The 18369-nt window shown below is 70.2% G+C and carries 15 protein-coding genes and 3 tRNA genes; 6 read left to right on the top strand and 12 right to left on the bottom strand.

Going from position 1 to position 18369, the window contains the following annotated elements; all coding sequences use genetic code 11:
* The first annotated feature begins 94 nt into the window (after positions 1 to 94).
* Positions 95 to 1051 (top strand): hypothetical protein, encoded by a 957-nt coding sequence (locus HDA39_RS09400; protein ID WP_184794836.1) that lies wholly within the window; start codon positions 95 to 97, stop codon positions 1049 to 1051.
* A gap of 22 nt (positions 1052 to 1073) precedes the next feature.
* On the opposite strand, the gene HDA39_RS09395 is transcribed toward HDA39_RS09400, so the two are convergent.
* Positions 1074 to 1649 (bottom strand): HIT family protein, encoded by a 576-nt coding sequence (locus tag HDA39_RS09395; RefSeq protein ID WP_184794835.1) that lies wholly within the window; start codon positions 1647 to 1649, stop codon positions 1074 to 1076.
* Positions 1646 to 3667 carry a threonine--tRNA ligase gene (gene thrS / locus HDA39_RS09390; protein WP_184794834.1) on the bottom strand — a complete coding sequence of 674 codons (2022 nt, stop codon included), beginning with the start codon at positions 3665 to 3667 and terminating at the stop codon, positions 1646 to 1648. Before thrS ends, HDA39_RS09395 begins: the two co-directional genes overlap by 4 nt.
* A 224-nt stretch (positions 3668 to 3891) precedes the next feature.
* Between thrS and HDA39_RS09385 the strand changes: the two genes are divergently transcribed.
* Genes HDA39_RS09385 through HDA39_RS09375 form a run of 3 tightly spaced genes read left to right on the top strand, consistent with a single transcriptional unit; the run spans position 3892 to position 6274 of the window.
* A complete protein-coding gene (locus tag HDA39_RS09385) occupies positions 3892 to 4812 on the top strand; it encodes an ATP-binding cassette domain-containing protein (protein ID WP_184794833.1) in 921 nt (306 codons plus the stop codon).
* On the top strand, positions 4812 to 5474 hold the full coding sequence (locus HDA39_RS09380; RefSeq protein WP_184794832.1) for a DedA family protein: 663 nt from the start codon (positions 4812 to 4814) through the stop codon (positions 5472 to 5474). The genes HDA39_RS09385 and HDA39_RS09380 overlap by 1 nt, the downstream gene beginning before the upstream one ends.
* Positions 5471 to 6274 (top strand): ABC transporter permease, encoded by an 804-nt coding sequence (locus HDA39_RS09375; RefSeq protein ID WP_184794831.1) that lies wholly within the window; start codon positions 5471 to 5473, stop codon positions 6272 to 6274. Before HDA39_RS09380 ends, HDA39_RS09375 begins: the two co-directional genes overlap by 4 nt.
* A 51-nt stretch (positions 6275 to 6325) precedes the next feature.
* Here the strand turns inward: HDA39_RS09375 and HDA39_RS43650 are convergent, their stop codons facing one another.
* The 4 genes from HDA39_RS43650 to HDA39_RS09355 all read right to left on the bottom strand — a co-directional run bounded on the left by HDA39_RS43650 (position 6326) and on the right by HDA39_RS09355 (position 11554).
* A complete protein-coding gene (locus HDA39_RS43650) occupies positions 6326 to 7873 on the bottom strand; it encodes an AAA family ATPase (RefSeq protein ID WP_184794830.1) in 1548 nt (515 codons plus the stop codon).
* 195 nt (positions 7874 to 8068) lie between these two features.
* On the bottom strand, positions 8069 to 8731 hold the full coding sequence (locus HDA39_RS09365) for a response regulator (protein ID WP_184794829.1): 663 nt from the start codon (positions 8729 to 8731) through the stop codon (positions 8069 to 8071).
* Positions 8728 to 10338, bottom strand: coding sequence for a histidine kinase (locus HDA39_RS09360; protein ID WP_184794828.1), 1611 nt, complete (start codon positions 10336 to 10338; stop codon positions 8728 to 8730). Before HDA39_RS09360 ends, HDA39_RS09365 begins: the two co-directional genes overlap by 4 nt.
* Before the next feature lie 46 nt (positions 10339 to 10384).
* Positions 10385 to 11554, bottom strand: coding sequence for a substrate-binding domain-containing protein (locus tag HDA39_RS09355; protein WP_184794827.1), 1170 nt, complete (start codon positions 11552 to 11554; stop codon positions 10385 to 10387).
* Positions 11555 to 11707: 153 nt separating this feature from the next.
* Here HDA39_RS09355 and HDA39_RS09350 point away from each other — a divergent pair, with 153 nt between their 5' ends.
* Positions 11708 to 13192 (top strand): ArnT family glycosyltransferase, encoded by a 1485-nt coding sequence (locus tag HDA39_RS09350; protein WP_184794826.1) that lies wholly within the window; start codon positions 11708 to 11710, stop codon positions 13190 to 13192.
* Here HDA39_RS09350 and HDA39_RS09345 read toward each other — a convergent pair.
* The 5 genes from HDA39_RS09345 to HDA39_RS09325 form a co-directional block, all read right to left on the bottom strand.
* Positions 13186 to 14319, bottom strand: coding sequence for an ABC transporter substrate-binding protein (locus HDA39_RS09345; protein ID WP_184794825.1), 1134 nt, complete (start codon positions 14317 to 14319; stop codon positions 13186 to 13188). The two genes, HDA39_RS09350 and HDA39_RS09345, sit on opposite strands and share 7 nt — an antisense overlap.
* On the bottom strand, positions 14316 to 15926 hold the full coding sequence (locus HDA39_RS09340; RefSeq protein WP_184794824.1) for a hypothetical protein: 1611 nt from the start codon (positions 15924 to 15926) through the stop codon (positions 14316 to 14318). The genes HDA39_RS09345 and HDA39_RS09340 overlap by 4 nt, the downstream gene beginning before the upstream one ends.
* Positions 15927 to 16365: 439 nt before the next feature.
* Positions 16366 to 16437, bottom strand: a tRNA-Val gene (locus HDA39_RS09335).
* 32 nt (positions 16438 to 16469) lie between these two features.
* Positions 16470 to 16540 (bottom strand) — tRNA-Cys (locus tag HDA39_RS09330).
* 34 nt (positions 16541 to 16574) lie between these two features.
* Positions 16575 to 16647, bottom strand: a tRNA-Gly gene (locus tag HDA39_RS09325).
* A 191-nt stretch (positions 16648 to 16838) separates the two neighbouring features.
* Between HDA39_RS09325 and HDA39_RS09320 the strand changes: the two genes are divergently transcribed.
* Positions 16839 to 17663: an aminotransferase class IV gene (locus HDA39_RS09320; RefSeq protein WP_184794823.1), complete on the top strand. Its 825-nt coding sequence runs from the start codon at positions 16839 to 16841 to the stop codon at positions 17661 to 17663.
* Between the two features lie 127 nt (positions 17664 to 17790).
* Here the strand turns inward: HDA39_RS09320 and HDA39_RS09315 are convergent, their stop codons facing one another.
* Complete coding sequence (locus tag HDA39_RS09315; protein ID WP_337925687.1) at positions 17791 to 18357, bottom strand: CGNR zinc finger domain-containing protein; 567 nt, start codon at positions 18355 to 18357, stop codon at positions 17791 to 17793.
* Between the last annotated feature and the right edge of the window lie 12 nt (positions 18358 to 18369).

Here is an 18369-nt window from a genome sequence, read left to right as displayed (position 1 = left end):
ACCGGATTCAGCCGCTCCGGCAGCACTGGCGAACCCCCACCGCGGAGGCGCACCATGGGCTCAGCCGGCCTCGTCCCCGGCTGCGGAGGCCTCCATGCCCACAGCCCGACCGGTACTCAGCCTGATCGTGTCCGTGGTGCTGCTCGCCGGGTGCTCGGTCGCGCACCGGGCGAACGAGAAGCCGCTCGAACCACCCCGGCCGGTCGCCCCGATCCCGACCGTGATCGCCCCACCCCAGCCCGAAGGCGTCGACGGCACCGTCGGCCAACCCGGCAACCACGCCTGTACGGCGGTGACCGGCCCCGACAATCTCGTCAAGCGGCCGAGCAGCCAGTGGATCGCCAAGCCGTTCGGCTGGAACGACGGCGGCCTGCCCGCGTTCGACCTGTGCACGCTCGTCGTCGGCGGTCAGCCCGCGGTCATCGGCGTCAGCTCACTCGCGGCGCCTCCCGGCACTCTCGAACGTGTCGCGAACACGCTCGGCATGTACGAGCCGGCCGAGAAACTCGGCGGCGCGGCCCGCGATCTCGGTCCCGGCGCCCGGACGAGCGGCACCGGCATCGTCTTCGAGGCCGCCCAGCGGATCGTCCGCGTCACGACGACCTCCGGACTGCTCGACGGCGAGCTCCTCCGGGTCGCCGTGTCCGTCCGCAACGCCGTACCGCGGGTGATCCGCCCGGCCCGCCAGTCCGATTCCGCGTGCCAGGTGTCCAACGCGATGGCCGAACGGTTCATCGGCGTCCTGGTCCAGCTCCGCCGCGACTACCGGATGAACGGCGCGCTGACCTGCATCTGGGGAACCACCGAGGCCACGGTCGCGATCGTCGAGTCCCTGCACGCCGACTCGATCCCGGAAGCGCGCCAGACTCCCCCACCCCGCCCGGCCCCGATCGGCCGCCCCGGCTACTACCTGCCCGACCAGGGCGAACTCGTCTTCCGCAAAGGCCGACGAGTCGTCCGCGTCAGCGCCCTCACCGACCCGCCCCGCGAAATCCCGCTCGAGTCCCTGCTCGACATCGTCGAGCCACTCCTCCCGCTCTTCCTCCGCTGAGTCGTTCCGGAGGCGCGCGGGTCTAGCCCGTCGGCCAGTTCTTCGCGAGCAGCGACCGGGTGTCGGCCAGGAGCTGCGGCAGCACCTTGGTCTGGCCGATCACCGGCATGAAGTTCGTGTCGCCGCCCCAGCGTGGGACCACGTGCTGATGCAGGTGGGCGGCGATGCCGGCGCCGGCGATCTCGCCCTGGTTCATGCCGATGTTGAAGCCGTGCGCCGCCGACACCTCGCGGACCGCGACCATCGCCTCCTGCGTGAGGCGAGCAACGTCGGCGACCTCCGCAGGGGTCAGCTCGGTGTAGTCCGCGACGTGCCGGTACGGGACGACCATCAGGTGCCCTGGGTTGTACGGATACAGATTCAGTACGGCGTACGCCGCCTCGGCCCGCTGCACGATCAGCCCGTCCGCATCCGGCAGCGCCGGGATCCGGCAGAACGGGCAAGACCCGGCGGCGTCGCTCGTCGGCTTGTTCTCCCCCGCGATGTACGCCATCCGGTGCGGCGTCCACAGCCGCAGGAACGGGTCGGCGTCGCCGACTCCGTCCTGCTGCACCACGTCCTCGGGCTCGTACGGCGAACCGGGCGGCTGGTCCGTCATACCTGGATGCGCTTCTGGACCGACTCGACGATCTCGGTGATCGCGTCGGCGATCGGGATGCCGTTCTTCTGGGAGCCGTCGCGGTAGCGGAACGAGACCGAGCGCGCGGCCATGTCCTCGTCGCCGGCGATCAGCATGAACGGCACCTTGGCCTTCTGGGCGTTGCGGATCTTCTTCTGCATCCGGTCGTCGGAAGCGTCGACCTCGATCCGGATCCCCTGCGCCTTGAGCTGCTGCGCGACCTCGAACAGGTAGTCGACGTGCCCGTCGGTGATCGGGATGCCGATCACCTGGACCGGCGCCAGCCACGGCGGGAAGACCCCGGCGTAGTGCTCGGTCAGGACGGCGACGAACCGCTCGATCGAACCGAACAGCGCCCGGTGGATCATCACCGGCCGCTGCCGGGATCCGTCGGGGGCCGTGTACTCCAGCTCGAAGCGCTCCGGCAGGTTGAAGTCCAGCTGGATCGTCGACATCTGCCAGGTCCGGCCGATCGCGTCGCGCGCCTGGACCGAGATCTTCGGCCCGTAGAACGCCGCGCCGCCCGGGTCCGGCACCAGCTCGAGGCCGGACGACTCGGCGACCTCCCGCAGCGTCTCGGTCGCCTCTTCCCAGACCTCGTCGGACCCGACGAACTTCTCCGGGTTCTTCGTCGACAGCTCGAGGTAGAAGTCGTCCAGGCCGTAGTCGGCCAGCAGCCCGAGCACGAAGGTGAGCAGGTTCTTCAGCTCGTCGCGCATCTGCTCGCGGGTGCAGTAGATGTGCGCGTCGTCCTGCGTGAAGCCGCGGGCCCGCGTCATCCCGTGGATCACGCCGGACTTCTCCAGCCGGTACACCGTGCCGAACTCGAACAGCCGCATCGGGAGCTCGCGGTACGACCGGCCGCGGGCGTCGAAGATCAGGTTGTGCATCGGGCAGTTCATCGGCTTGAGGTAGTAGTCCTGGCCCTGCTTGCGGATCTCGCCGTCCGGCCCGCGCTCCTCGTCCAGGTGCATCGGCGGGTACATGCCGTCGGAGTACCAGTCCAGGTGGCCTGAGGTCTCGAACAGCTGCGCCTTGGTGATGTGCGGCGAGTAGACGAACTCGTAGCCGTCCTCGACGTGCCGCTGGCGGGAGTAGTCCTCCATCACCTTGCGCAGCACGCCGCCCTTGGGGTGGAACACGGCCAGCCCGGAGCCGATTTCGTCGGGGAAGCTGAACAGGTCCAGCTCGGTCCCGAGCTTGCGGTGGTCGCGCTTGGCGGCCTCCTCCAGGCGGTGCAGGTACGCCTTCAGCTCGTCGCGCGACTCCCACGCCGTGCCGTAGATGCGCTGCAGCTGCGGGTTCTTCTCGCTCCCCCGCCAGTACGCCGCCGCCGTCCGCATCAGCTTGAAGTTGCCCAGGTACCCGGTCGCCGGCACGTGCGGCCCGCGGCACAAGTCCTTCCAGGCGACGCTGTCGTCGCGCCGGACGTTGTCGTAGATGGTCAGCTCGCCGCCTCCGACCTCGACCGAGGCACCCTCGGCGGCGTCGGCCGCGGAGCCCTTGATCCCGATCAGCTCGAGCTTGTACGGCTCCGCGGCCAGCTCGGTGCGCGCGTCGTCGTCGGAGACCACCCGGCGGGCGAACCGCTGCCGCTCCTTGATGATCTGCTGCATCTTCTTCTCCAGCGCCCCCAGGTCCTCGGGGGTGAACGGAGTCGGGACGTCGAAGTCGTAGTAGAAGCCGTTCTCCACCGGCGGCCCGATGCCCAGCTTCGCCGCCGGGAACAGCTCCTGCACCGCCTGCGCCAGCACGTGCGCGGTCGAGTGCCGGATGATCGCGCGCCCGTCGTCCGACCCGGCCCTGACCGGCTCGATCTCGTCACCGTCGGCGACGACCCGGGACAGGTCCCGCAGCTCACCGTTGACCCGAGCGGCGATGGCGGAGCGGTCCTGGCCGAACAGCTCGGCGAACAGCTCCCCGATCGTCGTCGTCTCGGTCACGCTCCGCTCAGCCTCGCCCTCGACGCCGATCAGATGGACCTTGACTTCCGGCACGTTGCTCTCCTCGGGTCTGCGCGATCGGCCGGGATGCCGGTCACGCAGTGATGGTATCGACTTCGCTCCCCGCACCTCACACGCCATCCACAGGCCCTGCCGGGATCCCCCGGTAGTAGCCCGGACCTGACGAAAGTCGGGGGTCCCTCCAGCCGTTGGTCCGATGTGCCCGCCCGCGGAGATTTCTAGGTTTGAACCACACTCCAGGAACCGGAAGGGCATCCGTGATCACCCTCGCAGGACTCACCAAGCGCTACGGCGGAACGACCGCCGTCGACGCGCTCGACCTGACCATCTCGCCGGGCCGGGTGACGGGCTTCCTCGGCCCGAACGGCGCCGGCAAGTCCACCACGATGCGGATGATCCTCGGCCTCGACCGCCCCACCGCCGGCCAGGCGCTGGTCGACGGCCGCCCGTACGCCGACTGGCCGATCCCGCTCGCCAAGGTGGGCGCGCTGCTCGACGCCAAAGCCCTGCACCCCCGCCGGTCGGCCCGCAACCACCTGGTCGCGATGGCCCGCAGCAACGGCGTACCGGCCAGCCGGGTCGACGAGGTGCTGCGGATCGTCGGGGTCGACGAGGTCGGCGGCAAGCACGCCGGGCAGTTCTCGCTCGGGATGGGCCAGCGCCTCGGTATCGCCGGCGCCCTGCTCGGCGACCCGGAGATCCTGATGTTCGACGAGCCGGTCAACGGCCTCGACCCGGACGGCGTGCGCTGGGTCCGCCAGCTGATGCGCTCGCTGTCGGCGGAGGGCCGGACCGTGTTCGTGTCCAGCCACCTGATGAGCGAGATGCAGCTGACCGCCGACCAGCTCGTGGTGATCGGTCGCGGCAAGCTCATCGCCGACGCGCCGATCGCCGAGGTGATCGCCGGGTCGTCGCGGACCACCGTGCACGTCCGGGTCCCCGACGCGGCCGCACGCGCCGTACTGCGGGACCGGCTGACCGCTGAGGCCGAGCAGGTCGAGTCCAGGACCGACCAGCTCATCGTGAGCGGCCTGCTGGTCGAGCGGGTCGGCGACCTGGCCTACGAGCTCGGCGTACGGGTGCACGAGCTGTCCACCAAGCAGGCGTCGCTGGAAGAGGCCTACATGGAGCTGACCGCCGACAGCGTTCAGTACGGCGTCGCTGCCGAGGTGGCGTGATGACCGACGCGATCCTGCACCTCACCGAGGAGCTGATGTCCTCCTGGTGGATCTACCTGGCCCTGTTCGGCTTCGCGGCACTCGACGGGTTCTTCCCGGCGATCCCCAGCGAGACCCTGGTCGTCACGGCCGGAGTGTTCGCGGCGACCGGCGAGCCCAACCTGTACGGCGTGATCGCGGTCGCCGCAGTGGGTGCGTTCCTCGGCGACCACGTCTCGTACTTCCTCGGCCGGGGCGCCGGAGGCCGGCTGATCGAGAGGACCAAGCCAGGCACCAAGCGGCACGCCATGACCCAGTGGGCACGTACCGCCCTGGCCGAACGTGGCGGACTGGTCCTGGTCGTCGCCCGCTACGTCCCCGGCGGCCGAACCGCCGTCACGCTGACCATGGGCGCCGTCCGCTACCCGGCCCGCAAGTTCACCTTCTTCGCCGGACTGGCCGCGATCAGCTGGGGCATCTACTGCTCCCTGGTCGGCTACATCGGCGGCAAGGCCTTCGAGGACAACCCCCTGAAGGGCGTGCTACTCGGCATCGGCCTGGCCCTCGCGGTGACCCTGCTGGTCGAGGTCGTCCGGCACCTGCGCCGTAAGCGCCATACCTCTGAATCTGAGACCCCTGAACCTGAGGTCGAGGTCGAGCTCACCACCGTAGGAGAACGATGAGTACGGCAACCATCACCGTCCACCACACCTCGACAGCCGGCGGTCTGCGCGGCGCGGTGAGCTCGGAGTGGACCAAGCTCTGGTCGGTCCGCTCCACCTGGCTCAACGTCGTCGGCGCCGTCCTGCTGACCGGCCTGCTGGGACTCCAGCTCGGCTTCAGCGCGGCGTACGAGCGCGACAACCCGGCACCGGGTCAGCTCGTCGAGCCGTCCGAGGTCGGTGGCATGGCCATCGGCGCGCTGATGATCGTGCAGGTGGTCATCGCGGCCTTCGCAATGGTCCCGGTGACGTCGGAGTACGCGACGGGCAGCATCCGCAGCACCCTGCAGTGGACACCGGTACGCCGCAACGTCGTCCTGGGCAAGGCGCTCGTCCTGGCCCCCGTGCTCTTCCTGTACGGCGCACTGCTCGGCCTGGTCGCCGCCATCGGCGCAGGACTCGCTGCTGGTCGCTGGGCCGACTGGACCGCGTCCGCGCTGGTCATGGACCTGCTGCAGATCGGTGTGTACGCCACGCTGGCCGGACTGTTCACCGCGGGCATCGCGTTCCTGGTCAGGAATACGGCAGGCACTCTGACCGCGGCGTTCCTGCTCCTGCTGGTCGTACCGATGATGCTCGGCCAGAGCAGCATCCGGGCGCTGCAGTGGCTGGCCGCCCTCCTCCCCGGTGGTGCCGGCAACGGCTTCCTGGACGGGTCGGGCGATCCCCTGTCACCAGGAGCGAGTCTCGCTGTCCTGGTGGTCTGGGCTGTCGGCGGACTGGCTCTGGGACTCCGGGTCCTCCAGCAGCGCGACGCCTGAGCACAGCAAAGCCCCCGACCAGTTCACACCGGTCGGGGGCTCAGTGCTGGATCAGCGCGGGACGTTCAGCGCGATGGTGATCTGCTCGGCGACCTTGGCGGCAAGCTCCAGCCCGGCGCGCCGGGTGGCCGGCTGCAGGGCCGAGTGGTCCAGTGCGCCCTCGGCGGCGATGTGCGGGTCGGTCGGGATGTCGACGACAGCGGCGGCGCGCGACTCGAAGTACGGGCGCAACTGCTTCTCGACCTCCTTGTTCACGTCGCCGGGACCGTTGCTGACGGCGATGACCGCACGCCGGATCAGCCGCTGCGCCTCGGGACCCTGGTTGTCGAGCTCCTCCAGCATCTGTACGGCGGCCGCGCAGGACAGGCTCTTCCACTTGATCGGGATGACGAGCGCGTCGGACGCCCGCATCGCCTCGCGCCAGTTGCTCGAGCCCTCGTTGTTGCCGGTGTCGATCACCAGCACCTTGTAGAAGCGGCTCAGCAGCCGGTGGATCTGGTCGAAGTCCTTGGCCTCGATCTGCGAGTACGTCGTGGTCGCGGACGTCAGCACGTCGTACTGGCCGGCCACCTGGTGCCGCAGGTACGCCGCGACGTCACCGAGCCGGGCGTCCGGCTGGGTCAGCATCGGCATCGCCTGCAGCAGGTCGGTGACCGTGGAGCGGGCGTTGGTGTCGTGGGTGCGCAGGTGCATGTTGCCGCGCAGCTCGTTGTTGTCCCAGGCCACTACACCGCCGCCACGGGCCTGACCGAGCGCACCGGCCAGCAGCAGGGTGGTCGGCGTCTTGCCCGAACCGCCCTTGGGGTTGGCGATCGTGATCGTGACCGGACGGCGGAACGCCGTCGCCGCGGTCGCGCGGGCGATCCGCTCGACGCGCTCCGAGCTGCCCGGACGCAGCCGCAGCACGCTGCGGACTCCACGCTCGGCCGGAGCCTCCCGCGGCAGCGGCAGGGCCTGCATCAGCTCTTCGGCGCGGTACGACACCTCGCGCTCGGGCTGCGGGGGGTGCTGGTTCGGGACGCCCTGCGGGAAGAACTGCTGGGCGGTCTGCGACAGCTTCGGGGCCTGCTGACTGGGCTGTTGGGCAGGCTGCTCGGCCGGCTGCGTCCAGGGGTCAGCGGCGGGAGGTGTGGCCGCTGCCGGCGCGCCGGTGGGAGCACCGGTCGCCGAGCCGGGGTTCGCGATGCTCCAGGAACTGGCCTCGCCGGTGCTCGTCTTGCTGGTGCCCCAGGGGTTCGCCTCGGGCTCGGCTGCGCCGGAGCTGTGGGCGCCCGGCGTACTGGAGCTGCCGGTGCTGCTGCTCGGGCTGGTGCTGCTGGGGCCGGCGCTGTGCGCGCCCGGCGTACTGGCAGGGCCTGGGTCCGGCTGACCGCCGTACGGCGTGGCTTGGCCCGGCTGGCTCGGCTTGGACCACGAGTCGCCGGGGAACTCCTGGGCGAGCGCGTCCTGGCTCTCGTCGGCCGGCTCGGTCTCTTCGGGCTCGGCCTGGGCGCCGGGGTCCGGCTGGCTCCAGGACGGGGTGGGCTGCCACATCCTCCGGACCTCGGCCGCCGCCGCTTCCCGGTCCTTGTGCTGTCCGGAGTTGTGCGAGTCGGTCACGACCTGGATCCCCTGATTCTCTCGACGAGGCGTGCCGCCGCCCCGGCTTTGCTGGTCCTCCCCGGCAACCGTCCCGCCGGGAGGTCCCACTATCCCATGACGAAGTGTCTACCGGGTGTCACCCGCCGGAGCGTCGGCGGCCCCTTCCGGCCAAGGCTGCTCTGTCGGCAAGGCAGGTCTGTCGGCCAGGGCAGCTCAGCCGACGAGACCGGCTTCGTACGCGATGATCGCCGCCTGCACCCGGTTCTTCACGTCCAGCCGGGTCAGAACGGCGCTGACGTACGCCTTGACCGTCCCCTCGACCAGGAAGAGCCGGGCGGCGATCTCCGCGTTCGACAGCCCCGCGCCGACCAGCGCGAGCACCTCACGCTCCCGCGGACTCAGTACGTCGACCTGCTCCTTCGCCTCCGCCGCCCGCGCCATCCGGCCCCCACCGGCACCGGCACCGAGCTCGGCGATCACCCGCTGGGCGACCTTCGGCGACAGGTACGCCGCTCCTTCCGCGACAGCTTTCAGCCCGGCGATCAGCTCCCGCGGATCGCCCGACTTCAGCAGGAACCCGCTCGCGCCGTCGCCCAGCGCCTTGGCGATGTAGGCGTCCTCGGAGAACGTCGTCAGAATCACCACCGCCGTCTCCGGCACCGTCCGGCGGATCTCGGCCCCGGCCGCCAGCCCGTCCATCCGCGGCATCCGGATGTCCAGGACGGCGACGTCCGGCCGGTGCTTCCGCACCAGCGCGACCGCCTCGGCGCCGTCACCGGCCTCGGCCACGACGTCGATCTCGTCGTCGGAGGCAAGAATCGCCCGGACGCCCGCGCGCACCATCGCCTCGTCGTCGGCCAGCAAGACGCGGATCATCGTGTCCCTTCTCGTTGCGGTCCCGGGGTGGTGCCCTCCGGCGTCGGCTGCACCGACCCCGTCTGCACCATGTCCTTGGCGACCAGCCGGTCGTTGTCGAAGCACAGCCGGTACGCGTAGTTGATCGAGAACGGCCCGTCGGGCCGGTAGAACCGGCAGGTCCAGCCTTCGGGCTCGACGACGCGCTCGGACGGCGGGTCGATCATCTGCATCCGCGGCAGCACCGCCTCGACCTCGGCGAAATTCTGCCCGATCCGCAACGCGTCGTACTGCGCCGGCGGCAGCACCGAGTTGTATCCGGCCACCAAGTAGTAGCCCAAGGCAATCGCCCCGATCCCGGCCGCCAGTCCCGCGGGGACCAGCAGCGCGGTGATCAAGCCGCGCCGCGCGCGCCGCCGTACGACGTCCCGCTCGTCGGCCGTGGCCGACCGGACATCGGTCACCGGCTCCGGCCGCCCACCACTGCGCGGCACCCGCGCCAGCACCTCGAACCCGGCGCTACTCGGCGACTGCCCTGCGGTCAGGTTGCCGCCGACCAGGCGAATGCGTTCAGCCAGGCCCGCAAGACCGGTGCCGCTCGACGGGACCTCCGTCACGGCCCGCGTGGGACCCGTGTCGGCGATCTTCACGACGACCTCGTCCTCCGCGCGGGTCAGCGTGACGACGACCTCGGCGCCGGGCGCGTGCTTGCTGGCGTTGGTCAACGACTCCTGGACCACCCGGTGGATCGCGCGGTCCACCATCGGCGACGGCTCGGCCGCCCCCTCCTGCACCAACCGCACCGCCAGACCGGACGCCGCCGCGCGGTCAACCAGCTCCGCCACCGACTCGTCACTCGGTACGACGGGCGCCTGCGCGCCCGCGTCGCGCAGTACGCCGATGATCTCGCCGAGCCGCTCGGTCGCCGTGGCGGCGGCCTCCCGCAGCTCGGTCGCGGCCCGGCGGTGCCGCTCGGGCAGCTCGGCGTCCACCTCGAGCGCGGCCGCGCGGAGCGCGATCAGGCTGAGCTCGTGGCCGACCGAGTCGTGCATGTCCTCGGCGATGCGAGAGCGCTCCCTGAGCCGGACCTGGTCGATCTCCAGCCGCTGCTCACGCTCGATCCGCTCGGCGCGCTCCCACCCGGCGGTTGCGAGCAGCGCCTGCTGGGCGCGATACCGGCCGATCAGCCAGGGCATCACGCACAGCACGAGCGCGAGCAGCACGTTCGCCAGCCAGCTCAGCACGGAGTCGGCCACCGCCACGTCGCGGAACAGGATCAGCCGCAGCGCGAGCAGCAGCATCAGGGACCCGCTCACCAGCGCGACGAAGTACCTGAGCTGCGTCTCCCGCCGCCCGGCCAGGTACGCGAGCGTCGAGATCGCCGGGACGAACGCGATCGGCGTACCGGACGTCGTGTTCATCGTGATGCCGACGATCACGGCTTCGGGCACGATCACCAGGGCGAGCGCGATCAGCGGCTGCGTGCGCCGCAGCAGCACGGCGGCTGCCAGCAGCGCGACGCAGCCGCCCATCAGCCAGTAGGGATCGTTGCGGGAACCGCTCTCTGCGACCACCAGGAACGACAGGCCCGCCCACAGCCCGAGGTCACCAGCCCGCTGCCACGTCACCCTCCGACGCTACACACTCCCGAAGCCACCGCAGTACTGCCAGAAGTCAGTTGTCGTCGGCATCGACGATCTGGAACGGCACGAGGGACAGGTTCGGCACGGACTCGCCGCGCAGCCGGGCCAGCAGGAGGTCGACGGCCTGACGGCCCATTTCCTCCTGGTCCTGCCGCACGTGCAGGTACGGCGCACCGGAGATCGGGTCGCCGGGCGAGTCGAAGCAGGCGATCACCGGGCGGCGCGAGCCTGGCATCTGTTCCGGGGCCGGCGAGCCGGCAGGCGTCGTGAAGGCGCGGTCGAGCATCCGGGCGAGGTTGTACTCGCAGGCGACGTACGCCGTGACCTGCGGCGCCTCGGCGCGGAACGCGCGGATCGTGGCGACGTCGGAGCGCACGCTGTCCGGGGTGAACGACCCGGGCAGGGTCGCGCGCAGCGTGGTGAGCTGGTGCGCCTGGCGCCGGTCGGGCCCCCGCTCGCGCTCGCGCTTGGCGAAGGCGGTGTGGAACCCCTTCAGGCGTTCCTCGATGCTCGACGTGTTCTGCGGCGGCGGGGACACGAAGGCGATGTGGCGGTGGCCGAGCTCGAGCAGCCGCTCGGTCAGCGCGCGGGCGGCCGCGACGTTGTCGGTGTGAACGGCCGAGACCGGGATCCCGGACAGGTGGCGGTCGACCAAGACGATCGGGTACCCGTCGAGGACCTGCCGCAGCAGGCTCGCGTTGTAGAAGTCGCCGTGCACCGGGAACACGATCATCCCGTCGACCTCGCCCGAGGCGACGAACGTGTCGACCGCCTTCTCCTCGTCCGGCTGCCGGCCGCGCGTCCGGCGTACCAGCAGGTGGACGCCGTGGTCGGCGCAGCGCTCCTCGATCGCGCGCAGCAGCTCGAGCCCGTACGCCTCCGAGACGTCCGGGACGACCAGCCCGATCGTCCCCGGCCTGCGGCGGGAGGGAGCAGGACCGCCGGCGATCCGGCCGCGGAGCGGCGTCGTGACGCCGTTCAGATCGGGCAGGTCCTGGACGACGAACGACCCCTTGCCGCGGACGCGCTCGATCAGTCCCGCCTCGCGCAACACCTCCAGCGCGCGCTTCGAGGTGATCCGGCTGACCTCGAACTGCGCCGCCAGCTCCGTCTCGGACGCGACCCGGTCCCCCGGCCCGAGTGCCCCGCTGCGGATCTCCTCCAGCACGTACGTGCTGATCCGCTCGTAGAGCAGCGTCATCCGAACCTCCTGTCGGCAGGTTGACATACCAAATCACCCGCCACCACTCCAGACAAGTGCCCTCGCGTATGGCGAGACATACCAACCCGGTATCGGTCGGTGCGCGGTGGCCGACCCCTGGCTGTGGACCCGGGTGACTGACAGCATTCCGCCATGACGCGCCCGTCGGTCCCTGCCTTCGCCACCGTCCCCGTCACCCTCGTCGCCGTCGCGGTCGCCGCCGTGCTCACCGCGCTGTCCGGCCGGTACGGCTACCACCGCGACGAGCTGTACTTCCGCGTCGCGGCCGACCACCTCGCCTGGGGCTACACCGACCAGCCGCCGCTCACCCCGCTGCTGGCCAAGCTCTCGATGGCGGTCTTCGGTGACACCCCGATGGGACTGCGCGTCGTCGCGACTCTCAGCGCCGCGCTGACCGTGGTCGTCGTCGCGCTGATCGCCCGCGAGCTCGCCGGTGAACGCAACGCCCAGATCCTCGCCGCCGCCTGTACGGCGCTCGCCGGCTTCGTCCTCGGCACCGGCCACATGGTCTCCACCGCCACCTTCGACCTGCTGGCGTGGATGGTGATCGCGCTCTTCGCGCTCCGCCTGCTCCGGACGAACGACGGCCGCTGGTGGATCGCCCTCGGCCTCACCACCGGCATCGCCGTGGAGAACAAGTACCTGGTCGTGCTCCCCCTCGCGGCCCTGCTGATCGCCGTACTGATCACCGGTCCCCGCAGCATCCTCAAGACCTGGTACTTCCCCGCCGGCATCGCGGTCGCGGCGCTGATCGCCGCACCGAACCTGATCTGGCAGGCGACCAACGACTGGCCGCAACTGACCGTTGCCGGGGGCATCAGCGAGGACGACGGCACCGAGAACCGCATCATGTTCGTCCCGCTCCAGATCGCCCAGCTCTCGCCGTTCCTGGTCCCGGTCTGGATCGCCGGCTTCTTGCGTCTGTGGCGCACACCCGCGCTGCGCTGGTCGCGCCCGGTCGCGCTCTCCTACCCGGTCCTCTGCGTCATCGTCCTGGCCACCGGCGGCAAGTCGTACTACGCGCTGCCGCTGCTCCTGGTGCTGGTTGCCGCAGGCACCCAACCCACCCTCGACTGGCTGCACCGAGGCCGCCAACCGGTACGCCGTGCCGTCTTCGCCACGGCTGCCGTCCTCACCGCCATCACCTCGGCCGCTTTCACCCTCCCGGTCCTGCCCGCCTCAGCCGTCAACCTCGTCCTGCCCGTCAACGCCGAACAAGGCGAACAGGTCGGCTGGCCCGAGCTCGCCGCCACCGCCAGAACCGTCTGGGAGCAGATCCCGGTGGGAGAGCGCGATCGCGCCGTACTGTTCGCTGGGAACTACGGCGAAGCCGGCGCCCTGGCCAAGTACAACGACGGCCTGCCGCCGGCGTACTCGGGCCACATGAGCTACGCCGACTGGACGCCGCCGACCGACGACCACGACGGCCCGGTCGTCCTGGTCACCCAGGAACGCTCCCCGCAGTACGAGGCCCACTTCGGCACCTGCACCGACGCCGCCCGCGTGGACAACGGTCAGGACGTCGACAACGAGGAACAAGGCGCCCACGTCCTGCTCTGCGCCGGCCCGACGAAACCCTGGTCAGCCCTCTGGCCGGACCTCCGCCGCTACTACTGATCGATCGGGCACCACGGCTTGGTCAAGGTGCTCTCCCGGTCGGCGGGACCACCACAGACCAGGTTGTCCTTGGCGGTCGCGCGGCCTTTCTCGAACGTCACGATGTAGACCGGCTTGTTCACCGGCACCCGCTGGTCGATCCGGCCGCCGAAGTCGATCGTGCCGGTCACACCCTCGTAGCGCCGCTGCTGGCCCGCGTCGTCGGTGATCGACAGCAGCGCCGGCCACAGCGTGGCACTGCTGATCGCGATGTTGTTCTCGGCGAGGAACCGCACGGCCAGGACCGCGCTGTACCCGGCGTCGTAGCTGAGCGCGGCGTGACCGTCGAGCGTCCGCGAACGTTCCGGATCTCCTTCGTAGTTGAACAGCTCCGTCAGGCGCTGGTAGAAGTTCGCCGCCGCCGGCGACCCGGCACCGCCGAGCTCCGGCGCGATCGCCAGCGACAGGTACTGGTACGGGACCGCCCGGTTCGCGGCGCTGACCGTACGCTCCGCGACGTGCTTGGTGACGTCGTCGCCGGCCAGGATGTACGGCGGTTGCTTCGGGCATCGATCGGTGATGCCGTCCAGGAACGCCTGGAAGTCGACGAGGCCGCGCGCGGCGTACAGGACGGCCTCGCCCTGGGCGTCGCACGCGTCCCGGCCGGCCCGCTCGGCGTCCAGCCCGTCCGCTCCCTGGCCGTCGGGCCGGATCGAGGTCGTTGTCACCGCCACACCGTGCCGCGCGAGGCTCTCCTGGAGGTCGGCGGCCAGGTTCTGGCTGTAGGTGTCCTTCGGGTCGGTCGACTTGTACAGGCGCGCCCGGCGCGTCAGCCGGTGCCCGAACGCGTCCTGGCCCTTGGTCATCAGCTGGTTCAGGTACGCCGCGGCAACCGCGGCTTCACGGCGGTTCTGCGGCGAGATCTGGAAGTACAGCCGCGACGTGTCGACCATCGTGTCGGCCGTCAGCGTCGCCGCGATGGACGGGATCCCGGCCGCGGCTAGTTCCTTCACCATCGTCTGGGTCGACTCGCGGCTCTCGTGCAGCCCGGTCGCCGCGACGATGCTCGGGTCGTCCTTCATCAGCACCCGCAGCCGGTCGACCACGAACGGCGTGTGCTGCAGCTGCGGCCCCGCGTTGGCGATCACACCCGCAGCAACGGCTCCCCGCCGCGGTTCCGGTCCAGCTGACGAGCCTGGACGACGGCCATCCCCGCCAGTTGCTCGCGCTGCGCGGCCAGCGCCTTGTCCGTGCCGACCTGGTCGGCGACCGCCGCCACGAACACGAGCGTCATCAACGGGCGATCGGTCTCCGCGTGCAACCGCCGTACCTGCTCGTTCTGGGCGAAGATCAGCCCGCGGACGTCGTCGAACTGCGTGCTCGGCAGGAGCAGACTGTTCGACCCGTCGGACACCCCGACGCAGGTCCCGTCGATCCGTGCCACCGAGTCGGCGATCGGGTCCGACCCGATCCAGCTCGTCCCGTCCCGCCACTGGAACCCGTCACCGCAACGGCGCTCGTCGTCCACCATCCCGTACGCCGTGTAGCCGCCGCCGATCACCGCCAGGGTCACCAGCACCGACACTCCACGGGCAACCCGCGTCCGACGCCAAGGCGTCGACGGCCGGCTCAGGTACCCCGCCGCAGGCGCCGGCGGTTCACCCGCCGCCCGCGTGTGCACCGTGATCGGGATGATCCAGGCAACGATCTCCCGGCGTCGGCTCAGCGCCTCGTTGCGCTGATGCCAGCCCTGGACCAGCTCCGCCGGGGTCTTGCTCTCCAGCGACGAGTCCTCGGCCGGCGGCAACGCCAACGGCGGCACCAGCCGGCTGGTTGTCATCAGCAACAACGGGTCGAAGGTGCGTGTCTCGTTCCGCACGTCGGCGACGGCCCGGATCAGCGCGTATCCGCCGTTGGCCCGGGTGATCCCGTCCAGCAGGACGATCGGGAACGTCGTCCGGTACCGCCGGAAGAACCCGCGGCGCGGGTAGGCCTGCCGCAGGTCGCCCAGGAACGCTCCCACCAGCAGGCGGGCGATCTGCGCCGGATCCTGCTTCTGCCACTGATCGGCGGTGATCCGGTACGCCAGCTCCGCGAAGCTGTCATCACCCCGCGGCAGGAAGTCCTGGTTCCGGAACCACCGATACCCCTTGCCCGGCCCCGGCACCCGCCCACTGTGCAGCACCCGCAGGAACCCGGTCACCACCAGCAGTACGCCGGCCGCCAGCACCCGCGGCAAACTGTCCAGCGCGTACCGAGCCGCCGTCGCCCCGTCCTCCCCCGCGGTCGCCAGCGCCCGCCGAAACATCTTCCCGCTGATCGCCGGCGGCCCACCGTCCGGCTCCGGCACGGAGATCTTCATCAACCACTTCACCAGGTTGGTCCGCCGGAACAGGTAGTTGCCCCCGTTGCCCGACCCCAGCTTCCCGGTCATCTTCGTCAGGACCTCGCTCAACTCGAGCACGTCGTCGACGTCGATCGGCGCCAGATCATGATCAGGCCCCGACCGTGTCCGCCGGTTCGACGTCAGGTCGACGTACGCGCAAGGCACCGGCTTCAGCCGCCGGTCCCCCGGCCGCAGCTGCTCCGCGATCCCCGCCAGCAACCCCGGCTGCTCATGCAAACTCGGCTGCACACACGCCAGGATCGGCGGCGTGTCCTCCCGCCCCAACCGCTTCCGCAACCGCCGGTACCGCAACCGCACCAGCTCAACCAGCGCCTCGAACCCCTCGAACCCGTCAACAGCGCCCGGCACCACGCCCCCAGAAGTCAGTAGCCGCCCCGATGACCCTCACTGATCACCAAGCGAAACCCATCCTCCCCACAGAGTGACGCCCCTAAGCCAACCCACCACCCAAGAAGCCCGATTCGAGGAGAGAGAAAACAACGCCCGAGCGAAGCGAAGGCGAAAGCCGGCAAGCGACCTCAGCCCCAGCAGCCGAGCGAAGCGAAGGCGGCCTCAGCCACAGCAGCCGAGCGAAGCGAAGGCCCGGAGCGGCCCGCTGTAGCGAAGGTGATGTGCCAAAACGCCGCACCACAAACCAACCCCAGCCCCAACAGCCGAGCGAAGCGAAGGCGCAAGGGGGTGCGGGTGGCGAAGCCCCCGCAACGCGGCAAGCGAAGCGCAGCCGCACAACACGACGAAGGCGACCCGCTCCGCGCTCTCCGCGGACATGGGTCGCCTATCGACTTCGTGGACGATACTGGGATCGAACCAGTGACCTCTTCCGTGTCAGGGAAGCGCGCTACCGCTGCGCCAATCGTCCAGGTGTTGAGTTGTACCGCGGGGGTCGTTCAGAGGTGGAGACGGGATTCGAACCCGTGTACACGGCTTTGCAGGCCGTTGCCTCGCCTCTCGGCCACTCCACCAGGTGAGAAAGCGGCCTGCCGGATACCCTCTCCGAGCGGACGACCGGGTTCGAACCGGCGACCTCAACCTTGGCAAGGTTGCGCTCTACCAACTGAGCTACGTCCGCATCGCGACCGGTTTTCGTTCCCCCGGCGCGAGAAGAACATTAGCCCATCCAGGCGGGAGAACAAAAATCGGGGTGCCCCTTCGTCACCCTGCGTTCACCCCCTGATCACGCCTGCGGAGAGGAAATCCCAACGGTGTAAGACGAATCCCCGGACCGGCAGCTACTGTGTGGGCCGTTGGAAGGAGCAGGCAATGATCGTGTGGCTCAACGGGGCCGTTCTGCCCGACCCGTCGTCGGCGGGTCTGTCAGTACTGGATCACGGGCTGACCACGGGTGACGGTGTCTTCGAAACACTGAAGATCGTCGACGGGCAGCCGTTCGCGGTGACCAAGCATCTGGAGCGGCTGGTCCGCTCGGCGACCGGGCTCGGTCTGCCGGCGCCGGACGTCGTACAGGTCGAGGACGCGATCGCGACGGTCGTGAAGGCCGATCCGGACATCGCGTTCGGCCGGCTGCGCATCACGTACACCGGCGGCGTCTCGCCGCTGTCCTCGGAGCGCGGCACGACCGGCCCGACGCTGGTCGTCGCATCGCAGGCGATCAAGGCGCCGGCCCCGGCGTCCGCGATCGTGACGGTCCCGTGGGTCCGCAACGAGCGCAGCGCGGTCGCCGGCCTGAAGACCACGTCGTACGCCGAGAACGTCCGCGCCCTGGCCTACGCCAAGGAGCGCGGCGCGAGCGAGGCGATCTTCGCCAACACCGTCGGCAACCTGTGCGAAGGCACAGGCTCGAACATCTTCTGCGTGTACGACGGCGAGCTGGTCACCCCGACCCTTGAGTCCGGCGCGCTGGCCGGTGTCACCCGCGGTCTGGTGATCGCCTGGTTCGGCGCCGTCGAACGCGACGTACCGCTCGCGAAGCTCGCCGAGGCCGACGAAATCTTCCTCACCTCCACCACCCGCGACGTCCAGGCCGTCCACCGCGCCGACGCCCGCGACCTCACCACCCCCGGCGAGGTCACCGCCGCGGTCGCCAAGATCTTCGCCGAACGCTCCGCCGAAGACATCGACCCGTAACCAGGTCCGCGGGCAGCCTGCCACGGGTTGCCCGCGACTACGCTGCTTGCTCTGCAACCGGCCTCGGGCACAACGACAAGCCGCGCCGATGCGAGCACCGGCGCGGCGTACGTCGTCCGAGGGCTTGCTACTCCCCCGAGGCCTTGCGGCGTTCGCGGTACGCCGCGACGTGCAGGCGGTTGCCACAGGTGCGCGCGTCGCAGTACCGCTTCGACCGGTTCCGCGACAGGTCGATCAACGCGTCGTCGCAGTCCGGTGCCTCACAGCGACGCAAACGTTCGCGTTCGCCGGCCGAGATCACCTGGGCCAGCGCGATGCCGCACTCGACCGTGATCCGGCAGGTCAGCGAGGCGCCGTCGCGCGAGTAGTGGATGTGCCACGGGTGACCGTCGTGGTTGGTCAACCGCGGCGTCGTCGTACCGCGCGCGACGATCGCGTTGATCATCGCCGCCGCCTCCGCGTCCGAACCGGTCGTGAACACCGGCGAGAACAACGGCCGCAGATCCCGGACCTCCTGCAGGTCCGTCGCGGTGAGCGTCCCGACCGCGCTGAACTCCCGCTCCTGGACGAACTTCTCCAGCTCCTCGAGCGAGTCCATCGTGTCGACCTGGCTGTTCGGCCCGGGCAGCGTGTTGACCAGCCGGACCAGCGTGCCGAGCGCGTGCTCGGTGTCGTGCGAGAAAGTCACAATCACGTCTCCAACGCG

This window comes from Kribbella italica, from assembly GCF_014205135.1.
In the GTDB taxonomy this organism is placed as follows: domain Bacteria; phylum Actinomycetota; class Actinomycetes; order Propionibacteriales; family Kribbellaceae; genus Kribbella; species Kribbella italica.
The sequence above is the reverse complement of the archived record's forward strand: the minus strand, read 5'-3'. Positions and strand labels throughout refer to the sequence as shown.

What these genes read in the sequence shown, in the direction of transcription:
- HDA39_RS09400 (WP_184794836.1), top strand. Translation starts at nt 95, where the DNA reads ATGCCCACAGCCCGACCGGTACTCAGCCTGATCGTGTCCGTGGTGCTG.
- HDA39_RS09395 (WP_184794835.1), bottom strand. Translation starts at nt 1,649, where the DNA reads ATGACGGACCAGCCGCCCGGTTCGCCGTACGAGCCCGAGGACGTGGTG.
- HDA39_RS09380 (WP_184794832.1), top strand. Translation starts at nt 4,812, where the DNA reads ATGACCGACGCGATCCTGCACCTCACCGAGGAGCTGATGTCCTCCTGG.
- HDA39_RS09375 (WP_184794831.1), top strand. Translation starts at nt 5,471, where the DNA reads ATGAGTACGGCAACCATCACCGTCCACCACACCTCGACAGCCGGCGGT.
- HDA39_RS09365 (WP_184794829.1), bottom strand. Translation starts at nt 8,731, where the DNA reads ATGATCCGCGTCTTGCTGGCCGACGACGAGGCGATGGTGCGCGCGGGC.
- HDA39_RS09355 (WP_184794827.1), bottom strand. Translation starts at nt 11,554, where the DNA reads ATGACGCTGCTCTACGAGCGGATCAGCACGTACGTGCTGGAGGAGATC.
- HDA39_RS09350 (WP_184794826.1), top strand. Translation starts at nt 11,708, where the DNA reads ATGACGCGCCCGTCGGTCCCTGCCTTCGCCACCGTCCCCGTCACCCTC.
- HDA39_RS09320 (WP_184794823.1), top strand. Translation starts at nt 16,839, where the DNA reads ATGATCGTGTGGCTCAACGGGGCCGTTCTGCCCGACCCGTCGTCGGCG.